The 15,522-nt window shown below is 67.5% G+C and carries 10 protein-coding genes; all 10 read left to right on the top strand.

The window, feature by feature from the left end; all coding sequences use genetic code 11:
• Positions 1-378 precede the first annotated feature (378 nt).
• The 10 genes from CY652_RS18790 to CY652_RS18745 all read left to right on the top strand — a co-directional run bounded on the left by CY652_RS18790 (position 379) and on the right by CY652_RS18745 (position 15,495).
• Entirely contained in the window at positions 379-1,980 is a 1,602-nt protein-coding gene (locus CY652_RS18790) for a peptide chain release factor 3 (RefSeq protein WP_102132229.1), read from the top strand.
• 212 nt (positions 1,981-2,192) lie between these two features.
• On the top strand, positions 2,193-4,574 hold the full coding sequence (locus CY652_RS18785) for a bifunctional acetate--CoA ligase family protein/GNAT family N-acetyltransferase (protein ID WP_102132228.1): 2,382 nt from the start codon (positions 2,193-2,195) through the stop codon (positions 4,572-4,574).
• 326 nt (positions 4,575-4,900) lie between these two features.
• On the top strand, positions 4,901-5,749 hold the full coding sequence (locus tag CY652_RS18780; RefSeq protein WP_102132227.1) for an ureidoglycolate lyase: 849 nt from the start codon (positions 4,901-4,903) through the stop codon (positions 5,747-5,749).
• 572 nt (positions 5,750-6,321) lie between these two features.
• Entirely contained in the window at positions 6,322-7,029 is a 708-nt protein-coding gene (locus CY652_RS18775) for an energy transducer TonB (protein WP_102132226.1), read from the top strand.
• A 67-nt stretch (positions 7,030-7,096) separates the two neighbouring features.
• Positions 7,097-7,996, top strand: coding sequence for a MotA/TolQ/ExbB proton channel family protein (locus CY652_RS18770; protein WP_102132225.1), 900 nt, complete (start codon positions 7,097-7,099; stop codon positions 7,994-7,996).
• A 25-nt stretch (positions 7,997-8,021) separates the two neighbouring features.
• Entirely contained in the window at positions 8,022-8,447 is a 426-nt protein-coding gene (locus CY652_RS18765) for an ExbD/TolR family protein (RefSeq protein WP_102132224.1), read from the top strand.
• Positions 8,448-8,461: 14 nt separating this feature from the next.
• Complete coding sequence (locus tag CY652_RS18760) at positions 8,462-8,896, top strand: ExbD/TolR family protein (protein ID WP_102132223.1); 435 nt, start codon at positions 8,462-8,464, stop codon at positions 8,894-8,896.
• A 55-nt stretch (positions 8,897-8,951) separates the two neighbouring features.
• The gene (locus CY652_RS18755) at positions 8,952-10,157 is read left to right on the top strand and encodes a tetratricopeptide repeat protein (protein ID WP_102132222.1); all 1,206 of its coding nucleotides are present in this window, start codon (positions 8,952-8,954) and stop codon (positions 10,155-10,157) included.
• A 522-nt stretch (positions 10,158-10,679) separates the two neighbouring features.
• A complete protein-coding gene (locus tag CY652_RS18750; protein WP_102132221.1) occupies positions 10,680-13,397 on the top strand; it encodes a TonB-dependent receptor in 2,718 nt (905 codons plus the stop codon).
• A 184-nt stretch (positions 13,398-13,581) separates the two neighbouring features.
• Positions 13,582-15,495, top strand: a complete 1,914-nt coding sequence (locus CY652_RS18745; RefSeq protein ID WP_102132261.1) for an extracellular solute-binding protein — start codon at positions 13,582-13,584, stop codon at positions 15,493-15,495.
• Positions 15,496-15,522: the final 27 nt, after the last annotated feature.

Here is a 15,522-nt window from a genome sequence, read left to right as displayed (position 1 = left end):
GCGGCGTTCCCGAAAGGGCTCGCCCCGAACGGGATGGCGCGTGCCGACGCGTATCGGCTGGCGGGTAGGCGGCCCGGCGGCCGGTACGGCCCGCGACTTTCCGCCGGGCCCGCCTCTTCGTCCCGTTTCTTCATTCCGGCTCCCCGCGCGGGTCTCCCGCAAAAGCTCACCGTCCCGGCATCGGGCGATGCCGCGTCAATGCCGTGTATCATTCGTCCCGGCGCCATGCCGGGCCGGTCGGCCCGGCCGTCTTTGCGTCGTTCGCGCCCGTGCCCGATCCGGGCATTTCCGGCACTCCCGGCTTTTCCCGGCGCTACGCCGCCCCGCGCGAGGCGGGGCGTCTTGCGCGGCCGTCCGAATTCATCCGATAACCCGTAGATGTCAGTGTCAGAGCTCAAACGCCGCCGCACGTTCGCGGTCATTTCCCACCCGGACGCGGGCAAAACCACGCTCACCGAAAAGCTGCTGCTGTTCTCGGGCGCGATCCAGATCGCCGGCACCGTGAAGGGCAAGAAGAGCGGCCGCTTCGCGACCTCCGACTGGATGGAGATCGAGAAGCAGCGCGGCATTTCGGTCGCCAGCTCGGTGATGCAGTTCGAGTACGGCGACGCCGTCATCAACCTGCTCGACACGCCGGGCCACGAGGACTTCTCGGAAGACACGTATCGCGTGCTGACGGCCGTCGATGCGGCGGTGATGGTGATCGACGGCGCGAACGGCGTCGAGGCGCAGACGCTCAAGCTGCTCGAAGTCTGCCGCAGCCGCAAGACGCCGATCCTCACGTTCATCAACAAGCTCGACCGCGAGGTGCGCGAGCCGCTCGAACTGCTCGACGAGATCGAGCAGCATCTGGGCGTCGCCGCCGTGCCGTTCACCTGGCCCATCGGAATGGGCAAGGCGTTCCGGGGCGTCTACGACATCCAGCGCGACCAGGTGCGCGTCTTCCGCGCGGGCGAGCAGACGCTCGGCGGTGCGGTCGAGACGCTGCAGGGCATCAGCGACGAAGAGGGCGAGCGCCGTTTCGGTTACGACTGGAAGCGCACGAAAGACGAAGTCGAGCTGATTACCGGCGCGACGCCGGCTTTCGATCACGATGCGTTTCTGGCCGGCGAACAGTCGCCGGTGCTGTTCGGCTCGGCGATCAACAACTTCGGCGTGAAGGAGATTCTCGACGCGCTCGTCGAGCTCGCGCCGCCGCCGTCCGCGCGCCTGACCGTGCAGCGCCCGGTCGAGCCCGACGAGCCGAAGTTCACGGGCGTCGTGTTCAAGGTGCAGGCGAACATGGACCTCGCGCACCGCGACCGCGTCGCGTTCATCCGCGTCTGCTCGGGGCGCTTCGAGCGCGGCATGGCGCTCAAGGTGACGCGCACCGGCAAGACGTTCCGCGCCAACAACGTGGTGAGCTTTCTCTCGCAGCGGCGCGAGACGGTGGCCGAGGCGTATCCCGGCGACATCATCGGGATTCCGAACCACGGCACGCTGGGTCTCGGCGACACGCTGACCGAAGGCGAGGACCTGCAGTTCGTCGGCCTGCCGTTCTTCGCGCCCGAGATTTTCCAGACCATCGAGGTCGTCGATCCGATGCGCGCGAAGCAGCTCGGCGAGGCGCTCAGGCAGCTCGGCGAGGAGGGCGCGATCCAGGTGTTCCGGCCGCTCGTGGGCGGCGCGACGATTCTCGGGGCGGTGGGCCAGCTTCAGTTCGAGGTGGTCGCGCACCGGCTTTCCGCCGAGTACAAGGTCGACGTGCGGATCATGCCCGCGCGCTACCGCATGTCGCGCTGGGTGACGTGCGACGACGCGGCGGAACTGCGCCGCTTCACCGATGCGTATACGGGCCGCATGGCGCTCGACGCCTCGGATGCGCCGACCTATCTCGCCTCGCATATCTCCGAGATCGAGGTGGCGCAGAAGGCCTGGCCGAAGATCGTGTTCAACGAGCTGCGCGAACATTCGGGCGCGCCGTTCCGCAAGGCGATGTGAGTGCCGGCCGTGCCCGCGCGCGGAACGCGCGGGCACGGTGTCTTGCTTGCTTTCCTTTCCGCGTCTCCCGTCCTCTTTTCTCCCGCGCCCCGATCCGCGACGCTCCGCCGTGGCACGACAGGCAAGGCCGCGGCAGGAAAACCCGCCCCCGCTCCGCGCATCGCCTATCCTGATCGGGTTCCTGACGATTCGCGACGAGGTGGGGGGATGCCGTGACGGTACGCAATCTCGATGCCGTATTCCGGCCGAAGTCGGTCGCCGTGATCGGCGCATCGCCGAGGCCGGGCAGCCTCGGCGACATGGTCTGGCGGCGCCTGACGGAGGGCGGTTTCGACGGCCGGCTCTGGGCCGTGAACCCGAAGCACGCGCGCGACGGCTTCGGCGGCCACGCGGTGCTGGCCGACGCCGGCGATCTGCCCGAGGCGCCGACGACGGCCGTCCTCTGCACGCGGCCCGCGAGTTGGCCCGCGCTCGTGCACCGGCTCGGCGGCATGGGCACGCGCGCGGCGATTCTCGTCGGCGAGGCGCGCACCGACGGCGACCGCGCCGATCTGCGCCGCGCGCTCGAGGCCGCCCGCCCGCATCTGCTGCGGATCGTCGGCCCCGGCAGCCTCGGCGTGCTGACGCCGGCGCTGCGCGCGCAACTGGGCGCGCCGGCCTGCATCGCGCAGCCGGGCGGCGTCGCGTGGGTCTCGCAGTCGAACGCGCTGACCAACGCCGTGCTCTGCTGGGCCGGCGCGCGCGGCCTCGGCTTTTCGCACGCGGTCGCGCTCGGCGACGAAGCCGACGTGGACGCGGGCGACGTGCTCGACTATCTGGCGAGCGATCCATCCACCCGCGCGATCCTGCTCGAACTCGACACGGTGCGCGCCGCGCGCAAGTTCATGTCGGCCGCGCGCGCCGCGGCCCGCAACAAGCCCGTGCTCGCGTTGCGCAGCGGGCGCGGCGAGGCCGGCGATGCGCTCTACACGGCGGCGTTCCGGCGCGCGGGCCTCGTGCGCGTCGACACGCTCGACGATCTGCTCGACGAAATCGAAACGCTCGGCGTGGGGCGCGTCGCGGCGAGCGACACCGCGACGCTGATCACGAGCGACCGCGGCGTGGCGACGCTCGCGAGCGATGCGTTCGACGCGGCCGGCGACACGCTGGCGCGCTGGAGCGACGAGGCCGTCGCCGCGATCGCGGCGGCCTTGCCGCGCGCGCAGCCGGGCAACCCGCTGCTGCTCGGCGACGACGCGCGGCCCGAGCATTTCGGCCTCGCGCTGCGCACGCTCGCGCCGCATCGTTCGACGGGCACGGCGTTCGTCGTCCACGCGCCGACCCACAGCGCGCCGGCCGCCGAGGTGGCGCGCGTGCTGATCGGGCAGCAGCGCGTCGCGTATCGCGGGCTGCTCGCCTGCTTCTTCGGCAGCGTCGACACGGCAACGCGCGACGCGCTCCATGCCCACGGCATCCCCGTGCACACGACGCCGTGGCGGCTCGCGCGCGCGTTCACGCGGCTCGTCGATTACCGGCTCGGCCGCGAGCTGCTGATGCAGACGCCCGAAGGCGGCCCGGCGCGCAACCGCGAGGCGATCGGGGTGGCGCAGGCGCTTGCGCGCGCTTCGCTCGCGGCCGGCGAGACGACGCTGACGGGCGAGGCCGCCGCGCAACTGCTCGGCGCGTTCGGCTTGCGGACGCCCGGGCTCGAAGCGGACGAAGAGAAACAGGCCGACCAGGCCGACGAGCCGCCGGTCGTCGACGTGTCCGTCGAGTTGCGCGACGACGACAACTTCGGTCCCGTCTTCCGTTTCGTCGTGCCGTCCGTCGACGGCGTGTCGCCGCCGTTGCGCGTCTACGGCCTGCCGCCGCTGAGCCCGGTGCTCGCGCGCGAGTTCGTCGAACGCTCGCCCCACATGCGGGGCATCGCGCCGGCGCCGCTGCTCGCCGCGCTGACCGGCCTGTCCCAGGCGGTGTGCGAAGTGCGCGAGATCGTCGGCATGACGCTCGTGCTGCGCGTGCTGCCGCGGCGGACCGTGATCGTGGTGCCGCGTCTCGCGCTGGCCGCGACGCGCAGCCGGCTCGCGATCGTGCCGTACCCGGCCCGGCTCGAGGAGACGCTGGACTGGCACGGACAGCGCCTGACCGTGCGGCCGATCCGGCCCGAGGACGAGGACCAGCATCGCCGGTTCGTCGAGTCGCTGACGCCGGACGATCTGCGGCTGCGGTTCTTCTCGGCGGTGCGCAGCCTTGACCACTCGCAGCTCGCGCGCATGACGCAGATCGACTACGACCGCGAGATGGCGCTCGTCGCGACGGTGGACGACGCGGACGGCACGCCGCGCACGCTCGGCGTGGTGCGGGCCATGGCGGACCCCGACAACGAGACCGCCGAGTTCGCCGTGACGGTACTGTCGACGGAGAAGGGGCGCGGCCTGGGGCGCCTGCTGATGGCGCGGATCATCGCCTATGCGCGTTCGCGCGGCACGCACTGGCTGCTCGGCGAGGCGCTGCGCGAAAACGCGGCGATGATCCATCTCGCGCGCACGTGCGGCTTCACGCTGACGCCGACCGACGACCCCGGCATCGTCGGCTTCCGGCTCGCGCTCGAATAGGCGATTCGAATTCAAACAGGCGGGCCGGGCGAGCGGCGGTCCGGTTCGCCGCCGGCGGCGAACCCTGCGGCAAGGCCTGGGCTGTGTTAGGGTTGGCGACGCCGGCGTCGCGATGCGCGCCGGCGTGCGCAAGGCGTGGCAATCGGGTGCGGGTGGGGTGCGGGTGGCGGACGATGCGCGCCGGTATGACCGCTACGCCTTGCGCACGCCGGTGGGCAAGGCGTTCGCGCAGCGGCTTTGCAACGGGCCGGGTCCGCTCCGGGAAGCGTTCCGACGCACGGGACGCTTCCCGCGGCGGCCGGCCTTTTCACGAGGAACGGACAACGATGAAATTGCTTCGCTATGGGCCGAAAGGCCAGGAAAAACCGGGCCTGCTCGACGCGGAAGGCAGGCTGCGCGCGCTCGAAGGCAAGGTGCCGGACATCGCCGCCGACGTGCTCACCGACGCGGGCCTCGCGCGCCTGCGCGCCATCGATCCGGCGTCGCTGCCGCTCGTCGAAGGCCATCCGCGCATCGGCGCCTGCGTCGGCAACATCGGCAAGTTCGTCTGCATCGGCCTGAACTACGCGGATCACGCGGCCGAGGCGGGCATGCCGATCCCGGCCGAGCCGGTCGTCTTCAACAAGTGGACGAGCGCCGTCGTCGGCCCGAACGACGACGTCGACATTCCGCGTGGCTCGACGAAAACCGACTGGGAAGTGGAACTCGGCGTCGTCATCGGCAAGCCGGCGAAGTACGTCGACGAAGCGCACGCGCTCGACTACGTCGCGGGCTACTGCGTCGTCAACGACGTGTCGGAGCGCGCCTGGCAGATCGAGCGCGGCGGGCAATGGGACAAGGGCAAGGGCTTCGACACGTTCGGCCCCATCGGCCCGTGGCTCGTCACGCGCGACGAGGTGCCCGACCCGCAGAAGCTCGACCTGTGGCTCGAGGTGGACGGCCATCGCTACCAGAACGGCAACACGCGCACGATGATCTTCCCGGTCGCGAAGCTCGTGTCGTACCTCTCGCAGTGCATGAGCCTGCAGGTCGGCGACGTGATCTCGACGGGCACGCCGCCCGGCGTCGGCATGGGCGTGAAGCCGAACCCCGTGTTCCTGAAGCCCGGCCAGACGATGCGGCTCGGCGTTCAGGGGCTCGGCGAGCAGGTGCAGAAAACCCGCGCCGCCGACTGATGCACGCTGTCTGCCCGTTGTAAGCTCCCGCCTTCCCGGCCGGCAGATTCCTGCCGGCCGACCCGTGCCCCGTCCGATTCCCGCGCGGGCACCTCGCCAATACTTTCGCCCTCATCTGGTGCATGCCTGGTCCACTGGCGCAGACCCGGTCGACGTCATGACGGCGATCGGGTTGTCCAAACACGGTTCGGCCTACCTGATTTAGGGGAGACCCTCTAAACACTTTTCCGCCAATCAAAAAAAGTTTGACCGGCGTTTTTTAAATCCTTATCTTCTCGACCCATCTCCAGGGTGACCGGGCTTGGAGCCGTTTCTGCCTTCATTGCTTTCAAAAGCATTTAAATCTGAAAGCAAACGATTCGCTTCCGGCATTTTTCGGCGAACGGGCACGATTCTGGCTTAGACCGGCGCGGTGCGATCCGGCGCGAGTCCTGGCGGATGACCAGGGCATTGTCGAACCGATCCGGTTCCGATGATGTCCGTCCTGCTCCACGCGCGACGCGGCCTTCGACGGGTCGCTGCGTTCGGCGGGGCGGACATCGGCAATATCTGTGTGTGGAGCGATAGCAGGCATGAAAGTAGAAGGGAATATCCAGTCCGCGGCATCGACGGTGCCTGGGCGTCCTTATCAGTACGGGCGGCGCCAGCAGAACCCGGTGCGTCGGTACGCCGGCATCGCGGTCGTCCTGCTCCTGCATCTCGTCTTCATCTATGCGCTGATGAACGGCCTGGCGAACAAGGTCGTGCAGGTCATCTCGCGTCCCATCGAAACGAAAATCATCGAGCCGGTGAAGCCGCCGCCTCCGCCGCCGATGCCGACCGTGCAACTGCCGCCACCGAAGTTCACGCCGCCGCCGCCGCCGTTCGTGCCGCCGCCGGAAGTGCCGGTGCAGCCGCCGCCCGCGCCGACCATCGTGCACCAGGCGACGCCCACGCCGACCCCGGTCGTGCAGCCGCCCGCGCCGCCGGCCCCGGTCGCGCCGCCGGCGCCGGCGCCGGCCAAACCAGTGAGCCACGAAGTCGGCGTCGTGTGCCCGAATTCGGACCAGATTCGCGGCTCGATGGTCTATCCGAGGGAAGCGCAGGAAAACAACATCACGGGCGACGTGCTCATCGAGTTCGTGGTCGACCCGCAAGGGCACATCACCAACGAGAGCGTTGCGCAGTCCGCCGATCCGATTCTCGATCGTGCGGCCTACGACGCCGTGAAGAAATTCAACTGCATTTCGCAGGGACAACCGGTCCGCGTGCAGGTGCCGTTCTCGTTCAACCTGAACTGAACGCGCAGGGCGCCGAGGCCAGAGGTTGATTGGTTCAACACATTCTACGAATGCATTTGGAGTATTTATGAAGAAGCGTTCTTTCGTCGCCATCGCGGCAAGCCTGCTGATTTCCGCCACGGCAGTCAGTACCCTCGTCGTTCCGCAGGCCGCGTGGGCCCAGGCCAGCGCCGCCGCGACGGCTGTTGCCTCCGGCGCCGATCAGTCGGCCGCGCAACCGGCCGCCGACCAGCCGGTGCCGCCGCCCATGCCGGCCGCGACCGCCGAAGTGACCAACCCGTACGGCCTCGGCGCGCTGTGGGCGAACGGCGACTTCGTCGCGCGCTTCGTGCTGCTCGTGCTCGTCGCGATGTCGATGGGGAGCTGGTACATCATGATCACCAAGTTCTTCGAGCAGGCCCGCGCCAACCGTCGCGCGAAGTCGGCCGACGAGCAGCTCTGGAGCGCGCCGTCGCTGGCCCAGGGCGCCGGTCAGCTCGACGACGCCTCGCCGTTCCGCTTCATCGCCGAGACCGCGATCGAGGCCGGCGAGCATCACGAAGAGGCGCTGCTCGAAGCGGTGGATCGCAACACGTGGATCCAGGTGTCGATCGACCGCGCGATCACGAGCGTTTCGAACCGCCTGCAGGACGGCCTCGCGTTCCTCGCGACCGTCGGCTCGACCGCGCCGTTCGTCGGCCTGTTCGGCACCGTCTGGGGCATCTATCACGCGCTGACCGCGATCGGCATCGCGGGCCAGGCTTCGATCGACAAGGTCGCGGGCCCCGTCGGCGAAGCGCTCATCATGACGGCGATCGGCCTCGCGGTCGCGGTGCCGGCGGTGCTCGGCTACAACTTCCTCGTGCGTCGCAACAAGTCGGTGATGGAGCGCGTGCGCGGATTCGGTGCGCAACTGCACACCGTGCTGCTCTCGGGCTCGAAGCGCGCCGTGCGCGTCGTGAGCGCCAACACGGCCGGCCAGGCCTGAGCTCCACCGAGCGGAGCGAACACCCATGGCAATGAACGTTGGGCAGGAAGATGACGACGACGAGGTCATCGCCGCCATCAACACGACGCCGCTCGTCGACGTGATGCTGGTGCTGCTGATCATCTTCCTGATCACGATTCCGGTCGTCACGCACACGGTTCCGGTGCAGTTGCCGAAAGAGACGGTGACGCCGCTGCAGACGAAACCGGACAGCATCGAGATCGCGGTCAACAAGGACGGCGACTTCTTCTGGAACGAGAAGCTCGTCGATGCGCCCACGCTGCTCGCGCGGCTCAAGGCGGCTTCGGTGCAGCAGCCGCAGCCCGAGGTGCACGTGCGCGGGGATCAGGCCACGCGCTACGAGTTCATCGGCCGCGTGATCACCGAGTGCGAACGGGCCGGCATCGCGAAGGTGTCGTTTATCACGCAGCCGCCCGCGCGCGGCGAGTAACAGGAGTTTCAACGATGGCGATGAACGTGCCCGCAGGCGGGGGCGGCGACGGCGAGCCGGACGTGATGGTCGACATCAATACCACGCCGCTGATCGACGTGATGCTGGTGCTGCTGATCATGCTGATCATCACGATTCCGATCCAGATGCACGCGGTGCAGATGAACCTGCCGGTCGGCAATCCGCCGCCGCCGGCGACGCAGCCGCAGGTCGTGCAGATCGACATCGACTTTGACGGCACGATGACCTGGAACGGCGCGCCGATCGCCGGCCGGGACGATCTGGAAAAACGCATGGCCGCCGTCGCGGCGCAGCCGGACCAGCCCGAGATCCATCTGCTGCCGAACCGGCTCGCGCCGTACCGCGTCGTCGCCGAGGTGATGGCCGCGGCCCAGCGCGAAGGCGCGACGAAGATCGGTCTCGTCGGCAACGAACAATACATGCAGTGAACGCGCGCGACTTGCGCGCACCGCGAAACGACACGAATCAGGGAAGGACTCAGGCGTGACGACGATTTGCCGTAGCGTGAAGCGCACCGCCGTGGCGGTCGCGCTCAGTGGTTTCTTTGCGCTGGCGGGACTGCCGGGTGCGGCCCATGCCGCGGATACGCTGCGTCCCGACGTGGCGAAGCCGCTCAACGACGCGCAGAACCTCTATCGCGCGCACAACTATCGCGGCGCGCTCGGCAAGATCGCGCAGGCCGCCGCGGTGCCGGGCAAGACGCCCTACGAGACGCGCATCGTCGAGGAGATGCAGGGCTCGGCCGCGATGGCGGCGGGCGACACGGGCCTCGCGGCCCAGGCTTACGAGGCGCTGCTGGGCTCGGGCCAACTGGACAACGCGAGCCAGCAGCAGTTCTCCGCCGCGCTCGCGGGCCTCTATTTCCAGCAGAAGAACTACGCGGCGGCGATCCGCACCGGGCAGCGCTACGAGAAGGCGGGCGGCACCGATCCGCAGATGCGCGAGCTGCTGCTGCAATCGTATTTCCTGTCCGGCGATTGCGCCAACGTTGTCGCGCTGCTGCGGCCCGTGGCGGACGGCGCGGCGAGGAGCGGCCGCGCGCCCGACCAGTCGCAACTGCAGATGCTTTCGACCTGCGCGGAAAAGACGAAAGACGACGGCGCTTACGACGCCGCGCTCGCGGCGCTCGTGGCGTACTACCCGCAGCCCGCGTACGAGGACCGGCTGTTCGATTCGGTTCGCGGCAAGCCGGGCTACGTGTCGTCGCTCGACCTCGACATCTACCGGCTGCGTCGCGCGAACGGCACGCTGACGACGGTCGATCAATACATGGAAATGACGCAGCTCGCGCTCGTCGCGGGCCTGCCCGCCGAGGCGAAGCAGGTGATGGACCAGGGATACGCCTCGGGCGTGCTGGGCCACGACGCGCAGGCCGACCGGGAAAAACGCCTGCAGGCGCTCGTCATGCGACGTCTGCAAGGCCAGAACGACGGCAACGACCTGCCCGTCGATCCCGTGGACAGCGCATTCGATCTCGTGTTCGCGGGGCACGCGCAACAGGGTATCGACGCGATGAACGCGGCGATCGCGAAGGGGGCCGCGCATCCGGACGTCGCGCGGCTGCGTCTTGGCGAGGCCTATTACTACGCAGGGCAGAAGGCGCGGGCCGTGCAGGTGTTCCGTACCGTGACGGGTACGGACGGCGCGGGCGCGCTCGCCCGCCTGTGGGTGTTGATCGCCGCGAAATGACTCTGGCGGCGGGGCGCCGCGACGAGCGCCCCGCCGTCTTGCAGCAACGAAAAAACGGAACGCGTGGCGCGCGGGGATGGGTTCGCCCCGTCGATTCGCGAAGGCACGAGAGTGCAAAAAAGCAACACGAATAAAAATTTAGTTTCGCGTAATCAAAAAAATTTTGATTCACATATATTTCAAATTGTTCTGCATCTGAGTAGCGCGGCGGGGCCTCGAATTTCCAGCCGATCCGGACGGATCGCTTCGACGGACTCCCGGGATCGTTCCACAAGGCTGCAGGTACGGACAGGTTGGCAACGAGAGGTTCGCTTCACGGGTTGTACTGAGTACTACTGATGGAGTGTCGGGAGACTGGCGTGTCCCGGCGTCGATATCCGGCGAAGTCCGGGCGGCGTTCGGGGATGGCACGTCTCGTTCTCCCGTAGGGCATGGCGCACCAGCGCCTTAAAAACGGGCGGGGCGGCCCATAAGGCTGGCTTCGCATGGGGCAAGCCTTACCGACGAGCAAGAAGGGGAAATATGAAACAGAAGGCATTGACGCTGGCCATCCGCCACATCATGTGGGCCGGGTTCGGCCTGTCCGCGGCAATGGCCGCGCCGGCGTTCGCGCAGAGCCTGCCGGCGACGACCGCCACTCCTGCCGCTCCGGGCGCTGCGGTTCCGGCCGCGGCCGCTTCGGGCGCGACCGCGGCGGCAGCCGCGCCGGCCTCGGGCGCCGCGGCCACGCAGAGCAGCAGCACCGGCAAAAGCCAGAAGCTGAAAACGTTCGAGGTGACGGGTTCGCTGATCCGGCAGACGGACAAGACCGGCTACAACTCGGTCCAGGTGATCTCGCAGAAAGACATCCAGCAAAGCGGCTCGACCACGGTGGCGAACTACCTGCAGCAGCTCACGGCCAACTCCGCGAGTAGCTGGAACGAAAACGACGCGGAGAACTTCGCGCCGGGCGCCGCGGGCATCGCGCTGCGCGGCCTGAGCGAAAAGTACACGCTGGTGCTCGTGGACGGACAGCGGGTCGCGCCTTACGGGTTCGCCTCGAACGGCACCGATACCTTCTTCGACCTCGACACGATTCCGGTCAACATGGTCGACCGCATCGAAGTGGTGAAGAGCGGCGGCGTTTCGCAGTACGGCTCGGACGCCATCGCGGGCGTCGTCAACATCATCACGAAGCACGACTTCCAGGGCCTGCAGCTCGACGGCAATCTCGGCGGCGCGGCCCAGGGCGGACAGGGCACCGTTTCGTTCAGCGCGCTCGGCGGCTTCGGCAATCTGGTGTCGGACGGCTACAACATCACGGCGGCGGCCAGCTACTATCGTTCGAGCGGCATCACCTGGAACGACCGGTCGACGACGGAGAACATGGACTACACCGGCTATGCCGGCGGCTTCAATACCCAGCCGGTTTCGTTCTTCCAGAATCCCACGACGGGCGTGCTGAGTCCGACGAAGGGCTGCTTCGGCTCGGTCGTGCCGGTGAACGGCTCGAAGAACCTGCTCGTGTCGCAGCTCTCCGAGGCGGGTGTGGCGACGGGCGGTTCGGTGTGCCAGGCCAACGAGTCGTCGGCGGAATACGTCACGCCGGAGGTCCAGCGCACGAACATCAAGATTCACGGCGACTTCAAGATCAACGACAACGTGCAGGCCTGGGCCGACGCCTGGGAAAGCTACGACACGACGATGATCAGCAACGGCTACGCGCACGTCGGCGGGAATTCCACGCCGTTCACGTACACGCCGGCCGGCGGCATTCAGGCGTTCAACAACGCGACGACCGACGGCGAGCTGCTGAACTATCTCTTCCCGGAACAGCAGTCGCAGACCACGGTGTCGAACTTCTACCGACTGTCGACCGGCCTGAAGGGCGAACTCGACACGAGCAAGTTCGGGACCTGGAACTGGGCGGCGTCGTACGGCCATTCGCAGAGTTCGGTGTCCAACAGCATGGGCGGCCAGGTGAACGCCAACGTGCTCAGCAACTACCTGAGCACCACGTCGTCGGCCGACTTCGACGGCAACACGCTGAACAACCTGCCGGGCATTCTCCAGTCGAACCAGTATCAGGCCATCTCGAAGCTCGACACGGTCGACGCGACGATTTCGACGCCTGACCTGTTCCACCTGCCCACGGGCGACGTGGGCGTCGGCTTCGGCGCGCAGTTCCAGCACCAGAGCGAATACATCGGTCCGGGCTCCTACGCCATCCTCGACCCGATCGTCCAGTCGGTGGACGGGCAGCGCAACGTCGGCGCGGTCTACTACCAGTTCGACATTCCGATCCTGCGCAACCTGACGTTCAGCCAGTCGGGCCGCTACGACCACTACAGCGACGTGGGCGGCGCGTTCTCGCCGCGCTTCGCGTTGCGCTACCAGCCGGTGCAGGCGTTCACGGCCTACGCTTCGTACGACCGCGGCTTCCGCGCGCCGACGCTCGTCGAAGAAGCGCAGAAGAACAACATCGCCTACCAGTCGGTCAACTCGATCGACGGTCCGATCACGGTCACGGAGCTGCTGCAGGGCAACCCGAACCTGCAGCCGGAACGCACGAAGAACTACAACGTCGGCTTCGAGCTTTCGCCGGCCCGCAACACCGACATCGGCCTCGACTGGTACAAGATCAACATCACCAACGTGATCGGCTCGGGCGACCCGACCACGGCCGTGAACAACTACATCGCGGCCAACGGCACGACGCCGACGTACATCAACGAGGAGTTCGCCAACCTCGCGTTCATGACCACGGACGGTTTCGAAGGCACGTTCCGCCAGGGTCTGCCGACCAAACTGGGTACGTTCACGTTCTCGGCCGACTGGGCCTGGGTGTGGCACTTCAAGATGCCGGCCGGCGTCGACCTGCCGGTCGAGGACATCGCGGGCAACAACCTCGGCCTGCTCTCGCCGTTCGGCGCCGCGTTCCCGCGCTGGAAGGGCAATACGAGCCTGAGCTGGGCGTCGCCGAACCGGCATTGGACGACCACGCTGACCTGGCAGTACACAGGTCCGTACACGCAGGACGAGTTCGATGCGCCGGACGTCGCGTCATACAGCCAGTTCAACCTCTACGCCGCCTATACGGGCTTCAAGCACTGGACGCTTTATGCCGGCGTGGACAACATCTTCAACCACAAGCCGCCGTTCGACGGCGCGTGGCAGGAGTGGGACGGCAGCTACTACGACACGTCGCTCTACACCGACATGGGCGTGTATGGCCAGGTCGGCGCGACCTACCGGTTCTGAGGCCTGACGCAAGGGTTTCGACCATCAGGGTTTCGGCCGTGTCTCACGCTCCGGCTTTCGTCGATGAAAGCCGGAGCGGTTTTTTTAGGTGCATGACGGATCGGGGTGCGGGTTGTCGCGCGGCCCGGGCGGCGTGCGCCGCAGCAAGGATTCTGTGCGCTTCAATGGAATGACGAGATTCGCGATGTTTTCGTTCGGGCGATCCGGTCCGGGCACGACCGCCTTCGCCCGGTGCGGCCGTGCGCCGCTCGGACCGGCGGCCCTGTTGGCGACGGCGTGCCTGTTCTTCGGCGCGACGTTTCAGGCGGCGCAGGCGGCCCCGTCCATCGCGCAATACGACGAGCCGAAGTACGCGGCCGGCTTCGATCATTTCGACTATGCGGACCCGAACGCGCCGAACGACGGCACGCTCGTGTTCCCGAACTACAACCAGCTACAGAGCTACGACTCGCTGAACCCGTTCATCATCCGCGGCAACCCGGCGCCGGACATCCAGAACCTGATGTTCGACACGCTGATGCAGCGCAGTTGGGACGAGCTGGCCTCGGAATACGCGCTGATCGCCGACGACGTGGAGGTGGCGCCGGACCATCTGTCGGCGACGTTCCGTATCGACCCGAAGGCGCGCTTCAACAACGGCGACCCGATCACGGCGGCCGACGTGAAGTATTCGTTCGACACGCTGAAGAGCGAGCAGGCCTCGCCGCTCTTCAATTCGGAGTTTTCGGTAATCCGCGACGCGAAGGTAATCGACCGGTTGACGGTGCGCTTCGACTTCACGACGAGCGAGCGCGACGCGCCGCTGATCGCGGGCGACTTGCCCGTATTCTCGCCGAAGTGGGGCATGCGTCCCGACGGCACGCGTCCGTCGTTCGACCAGATTTCCGACGCGCCGCCGATTTCGAGCGGCGCCTACCTGATCGAGTCGCGCAAGGACGACCGCGAGATCACCTACGTGCGTAACCCGCACTACTGGGCGGCGAATCTGCCCTCGCGGCGCGGAATGTTCCATTTCTCGCACGTCACGTTCAAGCTGTACGCGGACATCTACACGCAGCTCGAGGCGTTCAAGGCCGGCGACACGAGCGTGAACGTCGAGGACAGCGCGACGCAATGGGCGCGTCGCTACGTCGGCAAGAACTTCCGCAACGGCAAGCTCGCGACCGGTACGTTTCCCGACAGCCCCGCGCAGATGCAGGGGCTCATCATGAACACGCGCCGCGCGATCTTCAGGGACCCGCGCGTGCGCGAAGCGTTTACGCTCGCGTTCGACTACGAGTGGATGAACCGCATGATGTTCTACGGCCAGTACGTGCGTAACGAAAGCTATTTCGACGCGAGTCCGTTCGCGGCGAAGGGCTCGCCGGGCGCGGCCGAGCTGCAACTGCTCGAGCCCTGGCGCGGCAGCGTGCCGCCCGGGGTGTTCGGCCCGATGCTCGTGCAGCCGACGACGCTGCCGCCGCATTCGCTGCGCGCCAACTTGCGCGAGGCGCGCGATCTGCTGGCGCAGGCGGGTTGGCGTTATCGCGACGGCGCGCTGCGCAACGCGCAGGGTGTGCCGATGACGGTCGAGATTCTCGACGACGAGCCCGGCATGGACCGGCTCTATCTGCCGTATCTGCAGGCGCTCGGCCTGCTCGGCATCCGCGGGACGTTTCGCGAGGTCGACAGCGCGCTCTACATGAAGCGCACCGACAGCTTCGATTTCGACATGATGACGGAGCTGTATTTGCCCGTCACGATTCCGGGCATCGAGCTGCTGCGCCGGTTCGGCAGCGAGGCCGCGTCGGAGCAGGGCTCGGAGAACTACCCGGGCGTGCGCTCGAAGGCCGTCGACGCGCTGATCGGCGACGTGCTCAAGGCGACCACGCTCGACCAGCTCGAGGCCGCGACGCGCGCGCTCGATCGCGTGCTGATCTACTCCTACTACCTGGTGCCGGAATATTATCTGCCGAGGACGCGGATCGGCTACAGCACGAAGCTGGGGCGCCCGGCCGTGACGCCGGTCTCGTACCAGGACGTGGACTGGCCCATCGACTACTGGTACGAACGCAACACGGACGCGCCGCAGGCGGGCGCGTCCGCCCACGCAGGCTGACGATGAAATTGACCTTACCTGGCCCGG

It is taken from the genome of Burkholderia sp. WAC0059 (assembly GCF_002870125.1).
GTDB lineage: Bacteria > Pseudomonadota > Gammaproteobacteria > Burkholderiales > Burkholderiaceae > Paraburkholderia.
Note: the sequence above shows the minus strand (reverse complement) of the source record. Positions and strands in the feature narration are given on the sequence as shown.